The organism is Fibrobacter sp. UWB16, from assembly GCF_900215325.1.
Lineage (GTDB): Bacteria > Fibrobacterota > Fibrobacteria > Fibrobacterales > Fibrobacteraceae > Fibrobacter.
In genome coordinates this window covers 17849-39820 of the sequence record NZ_OCMS01000007.1, presented here as the reverse complement: position 1 = coordinate 39820, position 21972 = coordinate 17849, and the positions used below count along the sequence as shown (strand labels likewise).

Annotated in this window: 22 protein-coding genes and 1 tRNA gene; 7 read left to right on the top strand and 16 right to left on the bottom strand. The window is 43.9% G+C overall.

What is annotated here, in order from left to right:
* Positions 1 to 14: 14 nt before the first annotated feature.
* Entirely contained in the window at positions 15 to 1883 is a 1869-nt protein-coding gene (locus CRN95_RS14495; protein WP_097021286.1) for a DUF4954 family protein, read from the bottom strand.
* Between the two features lie 28 nt (positions 1884 to 1911).
* Here CRN95_RS14495 and CRN95_RS14490 point away from each other — a divergent pair, with 28 nt between their 5' ends.
* Both CRN95_RS14490 and CRN95_RS14485 read left to right on the top strand, forming a co-directional pair.
* Entirely contained in the window at positions 1912 to 2376 is a 465-nt protein-coding gene (locus tag CRN95_RS14490; RefSeq protein WP_088630005.1) for a hypothetical protein, read from the top strand.
* Positions 2373 to 3593, top strand: a complete 1221-nt coding sequence (locus CRN95_RS14485) for a glycosyltransferase (protein WP_097021285.1) — start codon at positions 2373 to 2375, stop codon at positions 3591 to 3593. The genes CRN95_RS14490 and CRN95_RS14485 overlap by 4 nt, the downstream gene beginning before the upstream one ends.
* 77 nt (positions 3594 to 3670) lie before the next feature.
* Here the strand turns inward: CRN95_RS14485 and CRN95_RS14480 are convergent, their stop codons facing one another.
* The 10 genes from CRN95_RS14480 to CRN95_RS14430 all read right to left on the bottom strand — a co-directional run bounded on the left by CRN95_RS14480 (position 3671) and on the right by CRN95_RS14430 (position 11623).
* On the bottom strand, positions 3671 to 4096 hold the full coding sequence (locus CRN95_RS14480) for a hypothetical protein (protein ID WP_097021284.1): 426 nt from the start codon (positions 4094 to 4096) through the stop codon (positions 3671 to 3673).
* A 21-nt stretch (positions 4097 to 4117) separates the two neighbouring features.
* A tRNA-Met gene (locus CRN95_RS14475) sits at positions 4118 to 4189 on the bottom strand.
* A 35-nt stretch (positions 4190 to 4224) separates the two neighbouring features.
* Positions 4225 to 4974, bottom strand: coding sequence for a metallophosphoesterase (locus CRN95_RS14470; RefSeq protein WP_088630002.1), 750 nt, complete (start codon positions 4972 to 4974; stop codon positions 4225 to 4227).
* 389 nt (positions 4975 to 5363) lie between these two features.
* Complete coding sequence (locus CRN95_RS14465) at positions 5364 to 5693, bottom strand: polymer-forming cytoskeletal protein (RefSeq protein WP_097021283.1); 330 nt, start codon at positions 5691 to 5693, stop codon at positions 5364 to 5366.
* Positions 5694 to 5703: 10 nt separating this feature from the next.
* Positions 5704 to 6504, bottom strand: coding sequence for a M23 family metallopeptidase (locus CRN95_RS14460; protein ID WP_088630000.1), 801 nt, complete (start codon positions 6502 to 6504; stop codon positions 5704 to 5706).
* A gap of 10 nt (positions 6505 to 6514) precedes the next feature.
* Complete coding sequence (locus CRN95_RS14455; protein WP_097021282.1) at positions 6515 to 7513, bottom strand: ParB/RepB/Spo0J family partition protein; 999 nt, start codon at positions 7511 to 7513, stop codon at positions 6515 to 6517.
* A gap of 174 nt (positions 7514 to 7687) precedes the next feature.
* Positions 7688 to 8473, bottom strand: coding sequence for a ParA family protein (locus CRN95_RS14450; protein WP_097021281.1), 786 nt, complete (start codon positions 8471 to 8473; stop codon positions 7688 to 7690).
* Entirely contained in the window at positions 8466 to 9179 is a 714-nt protein-coding gene (locus tag CRN95_RS14445) for a 16S rRNA (guanine(527)-N(7))-methyltransferase RsmG (RefSeq protein ID WP_145994004.1), read from the bottom strand. The genes CRN95_RS14450 and CRN95_RS14445 overlap by 8 nt, the downstream gene beginning before the upstream one ends.
* Positions 9180 to 9974: 795 nt before the next feature.
* Positions 9975 to 10760, bottom strand: coding sequence for a hypothetical protein (locus CRN95_RS14435; RefSeq protein WP_200816218.1), 786 nt, complete (start codon positions 10758 to 10760; stop codon positions 9975 to 9977).
* A 281-nt stretch (positions 10761 to 11041) separates the two neighbouring features.
* Entirely contained in the window at positions 11042 to 11623 is a 582-nt protein-coding gene (locus CRN95_RS14430) for a VOC family protein (RefSeq protein ID WP_097021278.1), read from the bottom strand.
* A 270-nt stretch (positions 11624 to 11893) separates the two neighbouring features.
* Between CRN95_RS14430 and CRN95_RS14425 the strand changes: the two genes are divergently transcribed.
* From CRN95_RS14425 to CRN95_RS14415, 3 genes are all read left to right on the top strand, one after another.
* Positions 11894 to 12400: an O-acetyl-ADP-ribose deacetylase gene (locus tag CRN95_RS14425; protein WP_097021277.1), complete on the top strand. Its 507-nt coding sequence runs from the start codon at positions 11894 to 11896 to the stop codon at positions 12398 to 12400.
* Between the two features lie 93 nt (positions 12401 to 12493).
* The gene (locus CRN95_RS14420; protein ID WP_097021276.1) at positions 12494 to 12892 is read left to right on the top strand and encodes a pyridoxamine 5'-phosphate oxidase family protein; all 399 of its coding nucleotides are present in this window, start codon (positions 12494 to 12496) and stop codon (positions 12890 to 12892) included.
* Positions 12893 to 13402: 510 nt separating this feature from the next.
* A complete protein-coding gene (locus CRN95_RS14415; RefSeq protein ID WP_235003070.1) occupies positions 13403 to 14053 on the top strand; it encodes a DUF4328 domain-containing protein in 651 nt (216 codons plus the stop codon).
* 41 nt (positions 14054 to 14094) lie between these two features.
* Here CRN95_RS14415 and CRN95_RS14410 read toward each other — a convergent pair whose 3' ends face one another.
* On the bottom strand, positions 14095 to 15150 hold the full coding sequence (locus tag CRN95_RS14410; RefSeq protein WP_088631484.1) for a hypothetical protein: 1056 nt from the start codon (positions 15148 to 15150) through the stop codon (positions 14095 to 14097).
* A gap of 509 nt (positions 15151 to 15659) precedes the next feature.
* Between CRN95_RS14410 and CRN95_RS14400 the strand changes: the two genes are divergently transcribed.
* Together CRN95_RS14400 and CRN95_RS14395 are read left to right on the top strand one after the other, a co-directional pair.
* Positions 15660 to 16922 carry an AAA family ATPase gene (locus CRN95_RS14400; RefSeq protein ID WP_097021273.1) on the top strand — a complete coding sequence of 421 codons (1263 nt, stop codon included), beginning with the start codon at positions 15660 to 15662 and terminating at the stop codon, positions 16920 to 16922.
* 1 nt (position 16923) lies between these two features.
* Positions 16924 to 17817, top strand: a complete 894-nt coding sequence (locus tag CRN95_RS14395; RefSeq protein WP_097021272.1) for a DUF4435 domain-containing protein — start codon at positions 16924 to 16926, stop codon at positions 17815 to 17817.
* A 101-nt stretch (positions 17818 to 17918) separates the two neighbouring features.
* On the opposite strand, the gene CRN95_RS14390 is transcribed toward CRN95_RS14395, so the two are convergent.
* The 4 genes from CRN95_RS14390 to CRN95_RS14375 all read right to left on the bottom strand — a co-directional run bounded on the left by CRN95_RS14390 (position 17919) and on the right by CRN95_RS14375 (position 21968).
* Positions 17919 to 18698, bottom strand: coding sequence for a nuclease-related domain-containing protein (locus CRN95_RS14390; RefSeq protein WP_097021271.1), 780 nt, complete (start codon positions 18696 to 18698; stop codon positions 17919 to 17921).
* Between the two features lie 252 nt (positions 18699 to 18950).
* Positions 18951 to 19556, bottom strand: coding sequence for a LemA family protein (locus tag CRN95_RS14385; RefSeq protein WP_097021270.1), 606 nt, complete (start codon positions 19554 to 19556; stop codon positions 18951 to 18953).
* 156 nt (positions 19557 to 19712) lie between these two features.
* Positions 19713 to 20882: an iron-containing alcohol dehydrogenase family protein gene (locus tag CRN95_RS14380; protein ID WP_097021269.1), complete on the bottom strand. Its 1170-nt coding sequence runs from the start codon at positions 20880 to 20882 to the stop codon at positions 19713 to 19715.
* A 9-nt stretch (positions 20883 to 20891) separates the two neighbouring features.
* The gene (locus CRN95_RS14375; RefSeq protein ID WP_097021268.1) at positions 20892 to 21968 is read right to left on the bottom strand and encodes a tetratricopeptide repeat protein; all 1077 of its coding nucleotides are present in this window, start codon (positions 21966 to 21968) and stop codon (positions 20892 to 20894) included.
* Positions 21969 to 21972 lie beyond the last annotated feature (4 nt).

Sequence of the window (21972 nt, the reverse complement as noted above, 5' to 3'; positions counted from 1 at the left end):
AGTGCAATCTATGCTTAAGCGAGATTTTTCACGAATGCACTCAAACGCTTTGCCGATTCTTCGAGACGCGTCCTCTCCCATTCCATGAATCCCTTGTCCACCGGATGGGCACTGTCGTAATCATCAAAAATCTTGCGGCCGCGTTCGTTATCGCGATCAAGTCCATGGCTTACATTATCGAACCATTCCTTGTCAAGCTGCCTGTAACGCTTGACCAAGTCATCCATCGTTTCAGGGAGTGTCACGACACGGGCTATTTCTTTATTTGTATCACCGAGAAGCTTGCGCAATTCGCGTGGCGACTGTTTCGAAAGGGACTCGTCACTTTCCACAAGCGTAAGCATCAGATCAAGCACGTAGCGTTCCAGATATTCACCATACGTCTTGATAGCACTCTGGCGCACGCGTTCGCGCATGAAGTTTTCACCAAGCCCGTCAATATCAGATTTCGTATAAACATCCTTGACCTTGCTCACCTGCAAGCGGTTGTACGCATCAAACACCAAGCGAGCTGTTTCAGGATTGTAAATCGAGTAGAACGTAGAAGGCACAATGCCCTTACCGCGAATGGAATATTTGTACGCATTGCGATCGAGCGCATACGCATTCTTTGCATAGTTCCAGCCCGGCACAATTTCGTTCAAGCGTGGAGCTACACCCACCAGCTGCGGGTCGCCCGCGTGGATCAGCGAGAACGGGAACTTAAGTCGTTGCGGCAAAGTCGTAAGTCCGCTTGCAATCAAAGTAAACGGAGACTCGCGGAAATTCGACGGGAACTTGATGTTCACGCCAAGACCAAAGAACATGCCCTGACCAGGCATTACTTCCTGGTCTGGCATGCGGCCCGTGTGGTTACTACCGACATTTGCACCATAGCCCAAGTTGCCACAGCCTTCTGGCCAAAGTGCTGCAATCAAAAGCGAATGATGGTGCATCTGCGTCATCGGTCCCATGTAAGAACTGTTCACCTCGCCTTCTTCGATATGGCAGCACGGCGCAATGATGGAAGACTTCACGATAGCCTTGCTCCCCACCTTGCAACGGCTCATCAGAACAGAACTCTGGACCTCGGCGCCCGTATGCACCTTAACGCCCATCTGCACATTCGTGTTTTCAAGAATCACGGAATCATAGACATGGCTCGATTCTTCGAGCGAACTCATGATAATGGAATTGCGAATCTTTGCGGCACCTTCGATGCGGGCATGTGCACCAATCCAGCTATTGCGGATAATGTTCGTATTCGAAACGACGGCGCCCTTCCCCACGATTCCAAACGGGAGTGCAAGTTCGGACCTATACGTGCTGAGCATTTCAGCAAAAGAATCCTGGACGCTCTGTTCAGCCTTGTGGAACAGCTGCAAGTCGACAAGCTCCGTCGTGAGTTCCGGGAACACCAGCACTTCGCGACCACCCATCTCGTTACCGACATTAATGGACGAACCAACCATGTAGTTGATTTTGCCGCTGCTCACGAGCGTGCCAACATTTTGCACAACCGCACTACTGCGTACAAGCACATTGCTCAGCGTTGAGACCTTATAAATCAAGGCGTTCTCGATAATGCAGTTATGGACCATGCAATCGTAAATACCTGTAGCGACCGAAACATCACCCGGCAAGAGGAGTGTACCAAAGAATTTCGGGAGGCGCACATCGCCCATAAAACTCGAACGGAAAATTCGATTCGGGTCAAAGTCGGGCTCGACTAGAACCTTCGACCAGTCGTCGCAACTGTTTCCGTTTTTCTCCAAAATCTGGATTTCAAACGCCGTCATCGGACGGTACTTGCCAGTCGCTGATTTGATGACTTTAAAATTCTCGACCGAAGTAGCCAAAACACTGCTCTTCAGCGCTTTTTTCAATTTTAACAATCGCTGCATGGTTAAAAAATAGACTAAATTAGGGGCGATGATGAAGGAATACCTCTTCAACTTGATTAAAAAACATCAATACAATATCTCCATCTATACGGAAGATATTTTTGAAAGACGTTGTCAGGAAGAAATTATCCGCAGTGATGAGGATAAGAGCTCCTTCGTATACATTGAATTTGACTTCGATTCCATCAATGCAACCCTCGGCAACGAGAGCAATTCCCAGCAGTTCTGGAATATCTTCATGGAAACGCTTTCCAAGAACAAGCGCGGAAACGATATTCTCGGTTTCCTCGAACATGAAAGCGGAATCGGCCTTTTGCTACTGGATTCCAAGCTCGATGGCTGGACGCGTCTTGCAGGACGATTCATGCGTACCGCAAGCGCCCAGAACTTCGAAATCATAAGCCTTGTGCTTGATAAAAACGTAAAGCCTATCGTCTATCCGAGCTGTATCCAGGATATCCAGACACAGCAGACCGCAAAGCAGGAACAATGAAAGTACTCGTCATAGGCTCCGTCTATCCAAGATTTCAAGAAGACGCCGAAGTCCCTTGGCTGCGTACATCTATCGCCCACTTGAAAAAAGCGGGTGTCGAAATTCAGGTGCTTGCGCCTGCGTACAAGGGCCTCAAGAGCCATGACATTGACGGCACGCACGTGAACCGTTTCCGCTATGCGCCTGCAAGCTGGGAAATCCTCACACACGAAGAAGGCGCCCCAAGCAAGATGGCCTCCAAGCCATGGTTACAGCTGCTTGCCATCCCCTATATCATCAACGGATTTTTCCAGTGCATCAGGATTTGCCGCAAGTGGCGCCCTGACGTGATTCACGCGCACTGGCCGTTCCCGCACGCCTACATCGCACTCGGTGCAGCCAAGCTTTTTAAAATTCCGCTCGTACTGAATTTCCACGGTGCAGAGCTCTTGCTCATCCGCAAAAAGAAATGGGTCAAGCCACTCCTGAAATTTGCCATCGGGCAGGCACAGGCAATCTTCGCAAATTCAAGTTTTACCGCCGGTAAAATCAAGGCGCTCCGCAACGTAAACGTCGAATGGAGCCCGTACGGAACTACGCTAGAGGATAATAAAGACGAGAGTGGCGTCATCCTGAGTGAAACGAAGGATCCAGTCACAATTGTTCCGCATCCAGTGAATGGCAAATTCAAAATTCTCTTTGTCGGTCGACACATCGAACGCAAGGGAATCTGCTATCTCATCGAAGCTGCAAAGCATTTGCCTAGAGACAAGTTCGAAATCCGCATCGTCGGTGTCGGTGACTTGACCGAACAGCTTAAGCAGCAAGCAGCCGCAGTAAACGACGGCGCCGAAATCATTTTCACGGGCAAGCTCTCGCCTGAAGATCTCGCAAACGAATACAAGACGGCAAACGTCTTTACACTTCCAGCTATCGTCGACCACAAGGGCGACACAGAAGGACTCGGAGTCGTGCTCATCGAAGCCATGGAACTTGGACTGCCGATTGTCGCAAGCAATGTCGGCGGTATCCCGGATGTCGTTGTCGACGGAGAGTCCGGAATTCTTGTTCCCGAAAAAGACCCTGTTGCGCTTGCCGACGCCTTTAAGCGTCTCGAAGCAGACCCGACATTGATTCAAAAACTTCTCGCTGGCGCCCGCAAGCGCATTGAAGAATGCTTCACCTGGGATGGCATTATCGAACGCCAGATTGAAGTTTATAAGCGCCTTCAGCAATAAAAAAAACCGCGATTCTTCGCGGCAATTTTTTTCGATATTTCTAGTAACTAGTAACTTTGAATTATTAACTAATTAAATTACTTTACCTTAAATCCGGCCTTTTCGAAAGCAGATCTGTTTTCCGGATTCTTCATGGCTACATTCGTAATCCAGTCAAATTCAGCAATGCCGCCTTGCAAACCTGCACGAGCGCAGAGCTGGTCACGTGCGACGTTATATGCATTGAGAATCTGGATCTTTTCAAAATCCTTGGCGTTGTCGATACGTTCGGACCACTTGACGCCAAGCTCTACAAGGCCATTGCTAGCTTTTGCGTAAACAACCGCCTTTTCATCAGTGATATTGGATTTTGCAGGAGCCGTGAACGGAAGCACAGGAACAATCGGCTGCGACTGCGGCAACACGACCTGACTTGCAGGCTTTGCTTCCGGCTGCTTGTCAGAACAAGAAACAAAAAAAGAGGCGATTGCCAAAAGTGAAATTACTAGAATTTTTTTTGACATGCTCGCCTCTTTTTTTTGTAATAGCGGTTCAGGGATTTGAACCCCGGACCAATGGATTATGATTCCAGTGCTCTACCGCTGAGCTAAACCGCCATTGATTGCAAATTTAGTAAAAGATTTTAGGAATTTCAAGGGGTATTTGAAAAATAAACCTTTGTTTCCATAAAATTTTCGCCCCATTCAATCACGCGCCAACCCGGTGCAGCAGAACTCAGACAAAATACCGACATATTCGGGTCAATCTGCATTTGCGTCGACGGAGTCACATAGACGGTCTTATCTCCAAAATTTTCGACCATCTCGCTGTGATAGTGTCCCACAAATATATGCTTGAGATTCTTTATCTTCAAAAGCGTCGCCTGAACTTCTCCAATGTTCTTTAGCGCATATCTCAAGTCCATGAACTTGTGGTTGCAATGGCATGGTGGATGATGTAGGAACAGCAAAACCTCACCATCCACTTTTGCAGTTTCCTGCTCTAGCCATAAAAGCTGCTCACTTGAAACTGTCCCATCTGCACTATCCAAAAAGAAAATGGAATGTCCGTCAATATCATAGCGATAATAACACTTTCCATTATGTATTTTGCCTTCCAAGTCAAAATACTTCTGCATGACTTCAATGTTGTCATGATTTCCCGGAATAACGCAAACTGGAACTTTGCAGTCTTTTAATACGTTGGCTATATAAGAGTAGGCACCTGGTTTAAAGTCATCGGCCAAATCTCCAGAAATCACCAAAAGATCCAGATCCTTCATGGTTTCAGAGTTATAGGCCGTCAAAAAGTTCTTACAGACATCAATATCCTGGACTAAACTCGCATCTTCACCGATGTGGGTATCAGATATCTGACCAATCTTAAGAACGTCTTTCTTCATACAACTACGTAAATTCTATATGAATATAGCTATTGAGATAAAAAAATGAAAACTTAATACGTTTTTTTATGATTTTTTCGACAATGTAAATACTTTTGTGAACTTTGTCACATAATCTTCAACATACTTTCGTGACCATTTGGTGAATTAGCATTGAAAACTCAGGTTCAACATCTATCAACGTTGAAGAAAGTGAATAAATTTTAAACTTTCAACATCAATCCACATTTGCTTTAATTCTGTAACTCGTTGATTTTCATAGACTTACGAAATCGATTTAAAATTTCTATCCACTATTCACTACATTAAATACTAATTATCATATATAAATATATTTAGTATTATTTAATATAGGTGGTTGATTACTTTTACTTCTTGATTGCAGGCGTTTACTTCATGTCGCAGTTGCCCTGTAATATGGCACCTTCGTCTATGACGAGCTGTTCTGCTTTTACGTTTCCTAAAATTTTTGCATTATCCTGAAGGACGAGTTTCTTTTTGCAATCTACGTTTCCTTTGATAACACCTGCAAGAATGGCAGCGCCACACTTGACGTCGCCTTCGATTATTCCAAGTTTTTCAAGAATCAATTCGCCATCGATGATAACACTTCCGTGAACCTTTCCGGCGATTCGCAAATCAGTTTTACCGGTAATGTCCCCATCAATTAGGACATTCCTTCCGATTTGAGTAAATTCCTGTTCGCTTTTGCTCCCCATATTTTTTCCTCTAGTATGTAAATATCGTTTCCGGATCCTGCGGTAAATTATTCTTGGTAATAGAATAATGCAAATGTGGACCGCTGGTATTTCCGGTATCGCCTACATAACCGATGACATCGCCTTTTGTAACATTGGCACCTTTTCGGGTTCGAATACTCTTGAGGTGTGAATAAGACGACTTGTATCCGTTCTGGTGATCGATGACAACCGTGTTTCCGAGATCGCCGCTGTTGCCGGCGTAAGTGACCTTGCCACTACCCGATGCAAATACCGGGTTTCCTTTTCGGGCCGAAATGTCGATTCCCAGGTGCTTGTTTTCGTAGGAGAACTTTTTGCTGATAATGCCAACAGCCGGGATCACGTTCGGGATTCGTTCCAAGCGAATTTTTTCGTCGGTCGTAAGCCAGTTGTGTATCCCTTCGAAGTCGATTTGGTTTTTCGCGGACGGCACATGCGCAAATCGGTTGCGCTCGATGATGCTGTTAATTTTGTTGGAGTCGTTTTCGAGGAACGTCTCGAAAATATTCTGGATTCTATTTTCCATAATCCACAGAGAATCAAGTCGCGAAAAGAGCTCTTCGTAGTTTGCATTCTGCTTGATGAGCTGTGCATTGTGTACGCGCATCTTTTCGTAAGAGATGAGTGTCTTGTTGATCTTTGCAATGTGGACTATGAACAAAATAAGAATAATAGCGACCAGGACAAGCCCGATATGGAACAAGTAAAATTGCTTGCTCGATATGCGGTACTTCCTTGCACCGGTCGTGTTTTCCGGAATAATCTGGATAGTGTAGAACTTACGACTCACAATTTTACCATTAACGGTTGTCCATTATTTCCTGGATTCTTGTCAGGTCATCCATGGAATAATAGTTGATGACGATGGTGCCCTTGGTCTGGTCCTTGGCATTCGGGTTGAGTGCAACCTTTGTACCGAAGAATGTTTCGAGTCTGTTTTCGAAGTTCTTGAGGTCAGCGCTGAGTTCCGGCTTTGGTCTCGGTTCGCTGCCGTGAACTTCCGGCATTTCATCTTCTTCAGGAACGACTGCGCCATTTTCAGGTTCTGCTTCTTTCGTTTCACCCTCGTCTTTTGTCTGGGCGAACGGGTCCTCACCGCGGGCAATCGCTTCGATCTGGCGGACGTTCAAGCCTTCTTCGATGACGCGCTTTGCGAGAGATTCCGGGTCTGCAATTTTTTCACTGCAGAGAGCACGGGCGGCACCGCCTGCAAGTTTGCCTTCCTGAATCCAGGCCTGCACCTGGTTCGGGAGCTTCAAAAGACGAAGTGCGTTCGTGATGGCGGAACGGGACTTGCCGACTGTCTTGGCCAAGTCATCATGTGTGTAGTTGTGGTTGTCGATCAACTGCTGGTAGGACTGTGCCACTTCGATCGGATTCAAGTCCACGCGCTGGATGTTCTCGATGAGTGCCCATTCGCTCATGGTCTTGTCGTCGAGATTTTCGTAAACCTGAGCCTTGATGGTTCTGCAGTTGGCGAGTTTCGATGCACGGGTACGGCGTTCACCGCTGATGATCTGGTAACGGTCGCCCACCTTGCGGACAGCAATCGGCTGGATGAGTCCGTGCTTTTCGATGGTTTCAGCAAGTTCGACAAGTTCATCGTCATCGAAGAACTTACGCGGCTGGAACGGGTTCGGGTCAATCAAGTCGATGTTGATTTCGACGATTTTCTGATTGTCCGGATTTACGTTTTCGTTTGTAGCGGTATTGTTGATAGCGTTATCGACAGAGTTGCCGAGAACATCGTGTGCCTTAAAAATTGCAGAGAGACCGCGACCAAGTGCTTGTTTACCCATTTTTTAGTTCCTAGTTATTAGTTACTAGTCAATAGTTAGTAGTCAATGGTTATTAGTTAAAAGTTTATGCAAGTGTCATTCTGAGCGAAGCCGTTAGGCGAAGTCGAAGAATCCAGTGAAATTGTTGCCTGGATCCTTCCCCTATCACTTCGTTCTAGAGTCAGGATGACTTCGTCACTTTTCCTTATTCAATATTTCTTCGGCGAGCTTCATGTATGCCTGCGAACCTGTGCTCTGCACATCGTAAAGGATGACCGGCTTGCCGTGGGACGGAGCTTCGGAGAGTTTCACGTTGCGCGGAATCATCGTCTGGAAAACGGTGTCGCTCAAGTTTTCGCGAACTTCTTCGGCAACCTGCTTCGAAAGGCTCAGACGGGAATCGTACATCGTGAGGAGGGCGCCTTCAATTTTCAAGTTGGAGTTCAGATTTTTCTGGACTTCACGGATAGTCTTGAAAAGTTCAGTCATACCCTGCAATGCATAATATTCACACTGCACCGGAATGAGCACGCTCGTTGCGGCCGTCAGTGTATTAATTGTGAGTAAGTTCAAGCTCGGAGGAGCGTCGATGATGATGAAATCGAACTCCTGCTTGAGAACGTTCATCACGCGTTCGAGTCTGCGTTCGCGGCTCATGGCGTTGACAAGTTCAATTTCCATGACGGCGAGGTCAGGTCCAGAAGTGATGACCTTGAGGTATTCAAGCGACGTGTCCAAGATGGCGGGCTTGATATTTTCGAGCGTGAGATTGTCCGGATTACCAGCCATGTCCAGGATTTCGTGGATATCCATATCCTGGGATTCCATGAAACCGAGACCTTGAGAGGCATTACCCTGCGGGTCCATGTCTAAAAGAAGGGTCTTCTTTTCAAGGGCTGCAAAACTCGCGGCCAAGTTCACGGCCGTAGTAGTTTTACCGACGCCACCTTTTTGGTTGCATATGGCGATAATTTTACTCATTATTACCTCGGGTGACTAGAGCGTACACCTGTTCTTCTTCTGGAAGTTCATACTTCTGGATATGCACTTTCGGATCGTTTTCCAAATGGGCAATATTGTTGAAGCTCTTCAGCGTGACAAAAGTTCCGCCCTGCTTGAGACCTGCCTGGGCACGTTCCCAGTCGTTTTCGAAAGTCGAGAGGGCACGGCAGCTGATAAAGTCAAGGTCGGTCAGGCCGGAAGTTTCAAAGCGCTTGCCGACGACGGTCAAGTTGTCCAAGTGGAGCTTTTCCTTGACCATCTGCATAAAGTTCACGCGCATGTGGCGTGGTTCGACTGCATAGAACTGCACGTTTGGCATGGCAATTGCAAGCGGGAAAACTGGGCAACCTGCACCAGCACCCATATCGGCCCAACGGATTTTGTCATTCCCGACGCCTGTCCTCGCTTGACGGAGCTTGTCATCCTGAGCGGAGCCGTTAGGCGAAGTCGAAGGATCCAGTGACTTCCCCATAAACACGAAGGGAACAAGAGAGTCGGCGATGTGCCTGCTCAAAAACTTTTCAGAATCCTTTGCCGAAATCAAGTTACCATATTCCTTGGTGTCCACCACCAAGTCTGCAAACTGGTAAAGCTTGTCGAGAGTCTCTTCGGACAGCTGTACACCATGTCCCGAAAGGAACTGGTTTAAAAGATCTTGCTGCGCTTTGTTAATTCTATAGCTCAATTTTCTTTTGACGTCATCCTGACCCGAAAGGGGAAGGATCCAGTTAAGTTTTGCTAGAACTTTTGTGTAGTGAAACAAAAATGTTCCACGTGAAACATGCGATAGCGAGTGTCGCAAAAATATGCTTGCATATTTTTATGACCGAGCATGAGCATGTAGGACACGAAGTGTCCAAACATTTCTGTTCCGAATTGAAATTTAGTATAACTTTTTTAGAAAACAATTCACAAACTCCCCTGCCCTATAAAAATCATAAAATAGTTGTTGATAACATTTTGATAAATGTTGAGAAACTGTTAAGCTGAATGCTGCGAAAACAAAAAATCTCCTGTTAAGGAGATTGTGTTTGATGTTACTTATTAACCTTTATAATGTGTTTACTATTGGCAGGTCGACCGAGAGGGTTGAAAAGTTGAACACCTTTCGGTATAATTGTTGGGTGGGTATTTTTCTTTAGCGAGGTAGTATTTCTTTTCGATGCATTGATCTTTATTGTCTGGATCATGAACGATGAAGTAACCTATGTTTCACGTGAAACGCAGCCGAGGTCAGAAAGCGAAAAAATGCTTGCATTTTTTCATTTGCTGACCGATGGGTGTTGGACTATGGCTTTGCCATAGTCCAAACATGCGATAGTGAGTGTCGCAGAACATACTCGTATGTTTTTATTTGGTATCCGCAGAGTGTAGGCCTATAACTTGTTATAGGCCCAACATAAGCTGATTAAGGTAGGACTCGAAGAGTCAAAAAAATCCCTCGTGTTCATAGCGAGGGTTATCTATTTTTAGTAGTTAATTACTTTAAAAATTGGACTGTGAATTTTCCTTTGGCCGGTCGTCCCATTAAATCAAAATGTCCGCGTTTTTCGATATGTAGTTTTGGGCGGATTATATTATGGATTGATGATATGCCTTTTTTTCGTTCATGGAAAAAGTAGGTAACTGTTTTGTGATCAAGTCCTTCTTCTATATATGTCTTGCTGAGTGTGGGTCTTCCATTTATAAAAGCGCTTTTATAACGGTACCATATAGTCTGGTAATTGTCGCGATCATCTTTCTGATAGCATGTATTAGTGTCTTTTTCGTCCATGACTATAATCTCGGTTTGGTCGCGTCTAAAAATGGTGTCGTTTTTCATGACGTAGATGAAAGTGTATTCGCCTTCTTCATCAGTGTTAGTAGTGGCTATGGAGTCTCCATCAAAGTAGATGGTTGTCGGTGAAGTACCCATACTATCTATCGCAGCACTTATGGTCCATATATTTTCTTCGTGAGTGACCTTGATACTATCGTGAGGAACCTTGGTTGTTCTATAGGTCCATTCCCCATTACGGAGGTTTGCTTCATAGATACTGTCGATTTTTTCGTTATTCCAGTATGCTTTCCAGATGTAAATGGATTTACCTCTTGTATTGGCTGTTCCTTTGTCCCAGTATGCACTATCTGGGACGAGACCTTCATAATTTTCGTCAAACATGGCAATCTCTATTTTTTCCATATCGAAAATTGCCTGGAGGCAATTGGCGAAGGATTGAGAAAATAGAGCTAAAGCGAAAAGTATAAGTGTGATTTTCTTCTTCATGTATTGTAATATAGTAAATAAATTAATTTATGAGAATTATATTGGAGAAAGTTTGCAGTTGTTGAGCCCAAAGAGGTTTCATGTGAAACCTTATAAGGCGAGTGAAGCAGAAACAAATATATTTGTTTCTATTTCCGAGCCGATTAAGGTAGGACACGAAGTGTCCTAACACAGCCGAGGTTTCCGAGCGAAAATGTGCTTGCGCATTTTTATTTGGAAACTGAAGGGTGTAGGACTATGATGTAATCATAGTCCCAACACATGAGCTGAGAGTTTTAACATTATATAGTAATTTCTATTCTGTTCCCTTCGGGGTCGAGGACAACACTTTCGTAATACCCGTCGCCGGTAGTTCGAGGTTGACCTACAACGGGTACACCTTCGGAAGACATTTGTTGGGTCAGGTGGTCAACCTCTTCTTTTGAATCAACGGAAAAGGAAAGATGGGTAAATCCGAGATGTTGGGTGTCTGGCTTCGCTATCGTGTTTGCTCCTTCGGAGCCAACTTGCTGCACCTCGGAAATGTCGGTAAACGAGTTTCCCGCCGCTTCCTCGGTTTGCAATTGTTTCACGTGAAACACGGCCGAGGTCAGAAAGCGAAAAAATGCTTGCATTTTTTCATTTGCTGACCGATGGGTGTCGGACTGTAACGAAGTTACAGTCCCAACATTTCGTTCAACACATATATCAGGACGATGCATGATTTCCAGACGGGCACCGTCATCGAAGGTAATGAACCGGCTGGTAAACTGTTTTGCCGGGTTGTGGTAAATCGGGTGGACTACCCCACCGAAGTACTTCCGGTAGAACTCACAAACCTTATCGACATCTCTGACCCAAATGGCAACATGCTCAATCTTCATAAAACCTCTATAAACAATATACCTAATTCCAGTCAAAAAGACCCCCTAAACCGTGAACATGTTTCACGTGAAACACAACCGAGGTCAGAAAGCGAAAAAATGCTTGCATTTTTTCATTTGCTGACCGATGGGTGTCGGCCTATGGTTTTACCATAGGCCAAACACAACCGAGTTTTCTAAACAAAAACCATTTTAATATACATAAAAGGGACCTATTTACCATTGTTATATAGTGAATTATATTTAAGGGTAAAGTCATAGGAGGTTTTGATGATCGATATTGAAATTATCCAGGGCGACATCACCAAGTTGAAGGTGGATGCCATTGTGAATGCGGCGAATTGTTCGCTGTTAGGTGGCAGCGGTGTCGATGGGGCAATCCATCGTGCGGCGGGTCTGGAACTTTTACAAGCATGCATTCCCCTGAACGGTTGTGAGACTGGCCAGGCTAAAATCACTCCCGGGTTTAAGCTCCCGGCGAAGTTTGTAATCCATACCCCGGGTCCGATTTATCGTGATGGCCTGCATGGTGAACCCAAACTTTTGGAGTCGTGCTACAAGAACTGCCTCACTCTTGCCGAAGAAAACAGCTGTGAAACTGTCGCCTTCCCCGCAATCTCCACCGGCGTTTATGGCTACCCCTGGAAAGAGGCGACCGAAATTGCCGTGAAAACGGTTCGCGAATATTCCGCACGGAATGTCAAGAAGGTCATCTTCTGCTGCTTCAGCGCGGAGATGGAAAAAATCTACAAGCTTGAGGTGACGAAAGTACGGTAAAAAGGACGCTTCATCGGCAAATTCAATTATTCTCACTTTAATACCCTATTCTTTTTATATATTATCTACTGTAATTTCATTAAGGAGTATATAATGGAAGAAGTCAAAAACTTTATCAAGGAATGCGGCGCCTATTTTCTCGCAACGGTTGATGGCGACGAACCGAAAGTACGCCCCTTCGGGACTATTGAAATTTTCGAAGGCAAGCTCTACATCCAAACGGGCAAGTCCAAGAATGTCTCGAAGCAGATTCAGAAAAATGGCAAGGTTCAGCTTTGCGCTATGAACAAGGCTGGCAATAAGTGGCTCCGTTTGAGCGGAACACTCGTCCGTGATGACCGTCGTGAACCTAAGGTCCATATGCTCGAAGCCTATCCCGAACTCAAGCGCATGTATTCCCCGGACGACGAAAACACCGAAGTCCTCTACTTCAAGGATGCAACCGCCACGTTCTGCAGTTTCACTGAACCTCCGCGTACCGTGAAGTTCTAAACAGACCTTTTGGGCCTGCCTGTTTCCTTGTCATCCCGGACTCCGTTCCGGGATTTTTTAAACGCCGAGTTCCCAGCGAGCTCGGTATTTTTTTTGTTCCTATCATAAAATTGGGAAAAGGTATCACCTAGACATGCGTTGTGATCCTAAATTCTAGTACAACATATATTATATAGTTGATAAATTGACTTGATTTTATTAACTATGAAATTTTTAAATTGGAAATTTCTCAAATATTTATTTTTACTGTTAATAGTTAATGAACAGATTTTATCACATTTGCAGTGTTTCACGTGAAACGTAATTGAATTTTGTGGATAATATGTAAAATTGTGCGATAAGTGGTTAATTTACGATATTACGTAATCACATTGTATAAACAATTGTTTTTGCTGATATACGGCTAAAAATTCAGTAAGGCATTCATTTATTTGGTTTACATATATTATATTTCATTGTGGAGGCTTTATGCAGGACAATACGAAACGTGGCGAACGAGCTCTTTTTTGGATGAAAGCGATCTTTGTAATTTTCATCCTGTATTTCTTTTGGAGTTCGCCAGTCAACGCTATTCTTTCGGGAGCGAGTGATAGCACGATGACGGCCTCACTTTTGATTCGTTTTATTTTGGGCGCTGTATTCAGTTTGGGAATGCTTTTTGTCTTGTTTGCATTTTTTGTCTGTTTTATTTCGTGGCTGCATCGTGCGGTTGCAAACTTGCGTGTTATTTCGGTAACCGACTTCTCGCCCATGGGTGCGGTCCTCCTTACCTGCATTCCATTTGTCGGTTTCATTTTGCATTTCTGGATTTTCAACGATATGGCCGAACGTCAAGAAGACTGCATGCAGGAGCGCGGTCTCTTGAAGAAAAGGTTCCCGAAGAAATTTTTAATCGGATGGCTACTTGCCTCGGTTGGCTGCTCCATATTGATGTTTTTGGGAATCGGCGAATCCTCGGGTTCTTCTGTTCGCGATTTGCTCGAAAACATTTTGACCGTCGTCTGTATCGGACTCTACATCCAGTGTTTCACTTTTTATATTGCACAAGAACGTGAACTTTTCAATGTTCACACAGAAACGCTTTTCCGCAAGCGTGTTGATGAAATTATCCGCGAGCGCGAAATTGAACGTGCCGCCGACCAGCTTAGGGATAAACAATAATTTTTCTTGCTGTCATTCCCGTCACCGAGCGGGAATCTCCCTTAACCGAAATACGTCGCGACGTATTTTTTCTGAAATTCCGGATCTTCGTGTGCCCAGTGCTTTTCTTCCATTGCCTGGTACTGCCAGTTGATGGCCTGCATGAATTTTTCCGGTTCGCAGAGATTCTTGAAAATCGCATCGAGGTCATCGACCGTTGCGCCTGAAGCGACTAGCTGTTCCTTCGGTGCATAGCTGTACGGGGAACTTGCGAAATCGCTCCCGATGAAAACCGCTCCGAGTGCGGCGGCTTCCTTGAGTTTCAGGTCGCTCTTTGCCCTGTTGAAATTGTTGGGTGCAAGCGGCGCCAGGAAAAAGTCCGGCTTGTAAGAGGCGACCGTTTGTGCGAACGGCAAAAAGTTCGTGTACGGAAGTTTCGTGTACTTGCCTTCGAGATCTTTCAAAAAGTCGGGTTCACCAAAAATGTAGAGATCGATGCTTCCGTCTGCAACGTGCTTGCGGATCCATGGAATCCATGCGCCTTCGAGGTCGCCCTGGACGCCATCGGCAAAATGACCGAGACTGCCGGCATACATCACCTTCGGGACTCCCGTGAAAGCGGACTTTCTCTGGGTCATTCCGAATAGCGACTTGGACACACCGTTCGGCATCACGACCGCATTTACACCGAGATCGGACTTGACGCGGCTAGCAAGGTAACGCGTGGAACAGACCACGGTGTCGAACAACGGCAACACTTGCTTGAGACTCGTGAGCATCATCTGGTCGTGGTTCGGGATGTGCTTTGCATAGGACGCGATAATCGGAGAAAGATCCCATAGGAGATCGTCCATGTCGGTCACCAGCTTGAAACCGCATTCCTTTTTGAGCTTCGCATAGTATAACGCAATTTGGGCGCGGCCCGGCGCCGTCGGCTTCTGCAAGACAACCGCACGAGTCTGCTTGAGCGCGTCCTTGTTGGTGCAGATGATTTCTGTAATGGACGGAATGATCTGAAAATCGTTCTTGCCCATGAACTGGAGGCACGGTAAAATGCAGCGCACCCAGTCCGGTTGCGCCATGTCGTAAGGATGCACGATAACTTGCGTTCTATTCATAGTGGGAAAAGTAGTAAAAAGTTTTGAGGAATGCAGAAAGGAAATAGCGCTGAGTTTGCTAAACGAGATGCGCGGAGAATGTTTGATGAGAGTGCGCGAGACTCGGAAAAGGAATGCGCGGATATACTAGACGAAAATGTTCGGGATGTTGGACAAGAGTCCCGCGGGATGCTGAATGGGACTGCGTGCGGAATTGTCATGCCGGACTCCGTTCCTGCATCGGTTATAATAAAGAATGTTTTGGGCAATGTAAAAGGAACTGTGCGCGTAAAGTCTGATGGAAATTGCGCTGAATATTGCACCGCCCACCCTCTCCTACTACGTCATTCTGAACGGCAACGCCGCGAAGAATCCAGTGAAGGTTTAGAGAGAAGATGGGTCGATTCTTAATCGAGAATGCGCCGAGAATTGGTTGAGACTTTATAAAAAACTTACTTTGATAACTATTGTTGACATTATGTTAAATTAAGTATAAATTGTGCAAATAAATTACAAAAAAAGGAAATAAAATGAAAATAGAAATAAATGGGTTGTATGGTCGAAGGAATTATTCATTGGAATTAAATGATGATGTTTCTATTATTATGGCGGAAAATGGAAGTGGTAAAACTACGACCTTAAAATTTATTGAATCTATATTTACTGGACGTTTGGAAAATCTAGTTGATATTCCTTTTGACAATATTCGGATTATTGATGGGCGTAAAAGAACGGAAATTTCAAGAAAAGAAATAGTAAATCCTTATTATCTTCTATTGAGCCAGCTGAAAAAGAGAGATTTGCAAAAATATGAACGGGTGAAAAAAGAAATACCATCAGATAATTTTTTGAATTTAAGGAGTGATGAAATTTTTCATTATCTAAGAAGGCTTTCTTTTGATTATGATGTTGCGTCATCCCATTATTATCGCTTCCTGGATGGACCTACTTATAATAAAAAGCAACTTATAAGTGTATTGGATAAAGCTAATAAATTGAAAAGAGATAATGTTATTTTCTTTCCAACTTACCGTCGAGTAGAACAAGATTTAAGTGTAAAGTTAGATAAATATGAAAAAGAAATTCATATAGCCTTTGGTATGAAAGATGTAAAAGAAAAATTTGATAGAATTGAACGAGATTTATCTACAGAAGCATTGAATTTAGCGTCATCTATAAATAAAAAATTAATTGTAGATGCGATGAGTGATAAAAAACCTCCAAAAAAATTTTTTGAGTCAATAGGCGATTTAGAAGATGATATTGATTTAATGTTGGATAGAACTCAAATAACAACAGAAAAAAATAAATTAATTAAATTAATCTATTCAAAAAATTTTTATGAATCAAATGCTGCTTTGGCTCAAATAATTTATCATTTAACTGAGGGATTTTTGGAGTTAAAGAAGAAAGATAATAAAATAAAAAAATTCGTTGAAGTTGTTAATAAGTATTTGCGTAGAAATAAGTTTGTTTATGATGATAGAACTGTGAAGATTAAATGCATTGATTTGGAAAGTAAGGATGCGATTGATTTAGATTATTTGAGTTCAGGTGAAAAGCAAATAGTTGGGATCTTTTCTTTCTTATATTTATCGGAGTCTAGTGATTATACAATCATTATTGATGAACCTGAGATTTCGTTGTCTACAGAATGGCAGGAACAATTGATAACTGATATTATGAACTCCACATCTGTAAAATGTTTGATTTGCGCTACACATTCTCCTTATATTATTGAAAATGAATATATAAATAATGTTATTCCACTTGAATCTATGAGGGGTTGTTAAAATGTCCATAGATTATGTAGATAAAAAAAAGAGAGAAACAGAGAAAAAAATATCAGATATAATTTCCGATATAACGAAAGCCGTTTCAAAGGAAAAGGATTGGCCAATTTGTTTATATGAAGGCCCTGATGACAATATTTTTTATAGCCATTTTTTTAGCGAAAGTAAAAAAGAATGCCATCATTCCATAGTTTGTGCACGAAAATCTAATGTATATAAAGTTGTTAATCAAATAAAAAATAATAAATCATTAAAAAAATACAGAACTATTTCTTTTGTTGATCATGATTTTGATGATATAATTTTAGAAAATGATGTTCCAATGTATACAACTCCTTGTTATGCAATAGAAAATTTTTATTGTTCGGGAGAAGCATTTGAGCGTTTTGTAAAGTCTGAATTAAATATTCAAAATTGTATAGACCCTGAAAAATTAGATTATTTAAAAAAACATTTTTATAATTCTTTTCTAAATAATATAGGTAAAATTGCAATTTTGAATTCGTGGGCTTTTTTTCAGCGGAAAAAAGGAAATAATTATAGAAAAGTTTGTTTTGATGATGTTAACATAAAGGATTTTTTGAAAGCAAAAGATTCGTGGAAATATTTATCAGAAAAATTTCCTGAAGCGATGATGCCTAGTAATAAAGAAAAAGAAGATTTAGCATCATGCTATATACATGAAAAACCATTTTTTTATTATAGGGGAAAGTGGGTATTTTTGCTTTATAAACAACAAATAGATTCAATTATTGAGAATGCAAAGGAACTTTTAAAAAGTGGAAAGATAAAATCAAAACCTAATATTCCATGTGCCACTATATCTTCTTTAGTAAATTATGTTCCTTTGGATAATCAACTAGAAGTTTTTTTGAAGGCAAATGGACTTGCGTAATTTTTAAAGTATAAATAGATTAATTAATACATTTAATTATTCGGTTATTGTTTTGCGATAACCGTTTTTTGCATTTATTTTTTACAAGTCTCGAATTGAAATTAGCTAAATGGATCTAACTCTGAATTCTTGTATATATCTCCATTTGCAAAATTTTTCATCCTGTCGTAAATTTCATCAACTTGTTCAATAGTTATATCTTTATTTCGTTGATTAAATTCATGGACAAGTTTACTTTCCAGAGAATATCGATTTAAAATAATCATATCGGTTTTATTATCAGGAATTTCTTTAAGTTCGCATCTTTCGCTGAAAACGATAATTGAAATATAGGGTAATTCGTTTCCAAGTACTGATTTTAATGCATCGATATGTCCTTCATTCTGCCAAATTGGATTGTAGAAATGGTTACGTTCATTGCCTAAATATTGCAACCATTTTTTTTGTTTGTATTCTCCATAAATTTGTCCACTGAAATTTTTGCTTTCGAATACGTAGATTCCAGTTTCGTGAATCATGAGAACATCAATTTCTGTAGAGCCTTTATCCGTATTTATGTACAGGTTATTTAAAATCTTAAAATAGGTTGTTGTTTCTTTGCAGGCATTAACGGCTTTCTTTGTTGTTAGAAACTCTCCATAGGGGCCAAGTTTATCGTTACCGGGATGTATGCTGAGCCAGTCGTTTACGTTGAATGGGCTTGCAAGAATTTTCTTGTCGTATTCTTCTTGATTTTCTTTGATTTTTCGTTGTATGGGGAATGGTTGATTGCCGCTGAGTTTGGGTGGAACATAGGCGGCAGAGTCATTCGGCTTTGCACACATAAAATTGAACAGAGTAATAAGAGTAATTATGATGATTGCGATAATGAATAACAGCATGAATATAATATATGCTAATTTTTCGATGGGAAATATTAAAAATCACATGCCCGCTCAGTGGCGGGCATGACTGGCTTTTTGCGAATCTAGATTTTACTGGATTCTTCACCCTAGCGGGTTCAGAATGACGACGGAGTCGAGAGTAGCGCGAATGCTTGCTTTCGCATTACTGAGGCGAACAAGTCATGCGTAAACGCAATGACGCTTTGCTAGGTGTCCCTGGCGCAGTGGCCGAGGCGACAGCCGCACTTTTTACTTCACATCAAACTGCACTTTTGGTGCTGTACTTGCGCCTGCGTCAGCGGAGAAGAGGGCTTTCGGGGAGGCACCTGCGAATCCGGCGACGAGGTTTGTGGGGAACTGGCGAATGGTGGTGTTGTACGCCTGAACGGTTTCGTTGTAGCGCTTGCGTTCGACGGCGATGCGATTTTCGGCGCCTTCGAGTTGCACACGGAGTTCCTGGAAGCTCTTGTTGCTTTTGAGATCCGGGTAGTTTTCGGAGACGGCCATTAAGCGCTGGAGGGCGCCACCGAGGGTGCCTTGCATTTCCTGGAATCGCTTGAGGGCAGCTTCGTCGTTCATGAGGCTTTCGTCGAGTTTGACGGTTCCGCCCATGCGGCTGCGCATGTCCATAACTTCGGTGAGGGTGCTCTTTTCGAAGTTGGCTTCGCCTTGCACGGTGCTGACGAGATTCGGGATGAGGTCAAAGCGGCGCTGGTAGGTGTTTTCGACTTGTGCCCACTGCGCCTTTACGCCTTCTTCGAGAGCGATGATGTTATTGTAGGTGCCGATGCCCTTCCCTACGATGATGAGCAGGATGACGACGACAACTATAACGGCGATTAAAGCTTTTTTCATAAATTCTCCAGTTTTACTGCGTTAATATACAAATTTCGGGATGTGGCAAAGTAATGGCAAATGTTACTGGATCCTTCGCGTTGCTCAGGATGACACGGCGTGGAACAGGAGATTCCCGCTCGGGGGCGGGAATGACAGTGCAAATTGGCGTCTCCCCTACTTCACCACTAGCGATTTATCGTAGATGTACTCGACTTCGTCGGGGGTGATGCCGCCGGGAACGAGGTCAAGTTTGGAGTGATTTGTTTTCATCGCGGTGGCGAACTTGTCACGCAATTCGCGTGTGACGGTGCATGTGCCGATGAGTTTGCGGAGCATTGCTGCAAATTCTTCGATGTTTTTGAGTCCCAACAGCGAGAGGATTTTTTCGACATCGGCCGGAACTTTCTTTTGGCAGACTTCGACGTAGGCGGCGAGGAAGTAGCCTACGGCGGGGCCGTGCGGCGTGCCTTTGCTGAGCGTAAGGTCATAGCTCATGCCGTGCGGTACGGCAGTGCTTGTCATGGCGATGGACATGCCGGCAATTGTCGAGGTGAGCATGAACTTTTCGTACAAACTTGCATCGATGGGCGCGGCATCTTGTGTCGCTTTTTGCGCAGCGGCATTTCCCGAATCATTTTTCGTAGCATCATTTTCAGAGGCGAGGAGCGCTTCTTTGCATTCTCCCCAGAGCTTGAGGCCGTATTCGGGGCACATGCGGTTGAGCATGTTCGAGTGAACGTTCAAAATGCTTTCGACCATGTGCGCGAGCGCATCGACGGCAGTGTTCACAATCAGCTGCTTTTTGGCAGAGGCGAGATATTTTCCGTCAACGAGTGCGAGCACCGGGAAAATCCTGTGCGGGATGCTTTTTTTTAAATTGATTTTGTGGTTCGTGATGATGGCGACCGGCGTTGCTTCGGAGCCTGTTCCACAAGTTGTCGGCACGGCGACAACGGGCGCGTGGTTAAGCGGATGACTCGGCGCTTTGTGTAGTTCATCAGCATCCAATTCCGGATTTACGAGGAGGATTGCCATGGCTTTTGCAGCATCGATGGCAGAACCTCCCCCAATGCCGATGATAAATTCGGCACCGAATTCTCGGGCGATTTTTGCGCCTTTCCCTACGGTATCGGTGGACGGGTTTTCTTCGACTTCATCAAAGATCTGGTAGGCGACTCCCCCAGCGTTCAGGACTTCAGTCACGTCGTTCAAGGAACCGTTAGCTTTAGCAGAGCTGTGTCCGGTAACGATGAGTGCGCGCTTCCCGACGGCGAGCAATTCTTTCGCGTGGTTTTTCACGCATTCCTTTTCAACGTAAATATCGGTAGGTACGTAAAATCGCATGGAGTCTCCTTACAGCATCAGCCACTCTTTATTGAACCATTGGAAAAGTCGCGCCTGTTCGGTGCGGTTCTTGATCAGCCACTGCGCAAATGTCGGGCGGTCGATGGGTTCACAAATGGAATAAATGAATGCGTCTACGAGTCTTTCGCGGATGAGGCCCTGATAAAATCTTTGAATCGGGTCATTGATTTCGTCGGTGAAGGCGACAAGTTTGATAATTTTCTCGAGAACGTGAATCAGGAATTCCGTTTGCTGCGTTGCATTTGAATCCTTGTCGTAGAGTTTGCGTGCACCGATAGAATCTGTGGCGAGCATGGTCTGGATTGCAAGTAAAAATTCGTTGTTGACGGTGGAATCGCTATCGGTTTGCTTGATGTTCGGCGTGTTCATTTCGACGGCATTGTCCTTTTTCAAGACAAGGTATTTGGTCTTGCCATAAAGCCTTGAAAGATTGTCGCGGATGATTTCGCCTTTTTTAGTAATGAATGTCGAGTACATGGTGTAACCGTAGAATTGTGGCCATTTTCCTAGTTGGCTTGCAAGGAATCCCATGTAGTAATAGCTGCCTTCATGCGTGCGGGAATTGTTGATGCTCCGTTTGACCCAGGCGTAGGCGCTGTCAGCGTTGTTCATGCGCATGTACGTGATGGTCGCATTGTATGGAATGTTGAACGAGTTTGGCACCTTGGCAAAAGCTTCGCGATAGACGGCGAGCGCAGAATCTGGCATACCTTTGTCGTCGTAAACTGTTCCGAGCAGGCTGTAGAGATTTTCTTCGATGCCTTCGGTTTTCAGCTTTATGGCGGCTTTGGCGTAATGGAGCGACTTGTCTAAATCGCGCTTGGCATGGTAAGTAAAGGCCATTTCGTATTTGACGAGGGCGCTCTTCGGATCTTTTTTCTCGGCTTCCTTATATTTGGCGAGAGCTTCGTCGTACTGACCTTGTTCGTGAAATTGCACGCCTTGATCGACGAGATTTTTTACGGCTTCGGCTTTGGAAGTCTTGGGCGATGCCTTAGAGGTTGCATTTGGTGCAGCAAAAAGCGTGACGGCTAGAGCTAAAATGAGAGCGATAGATTTTTTCATGATA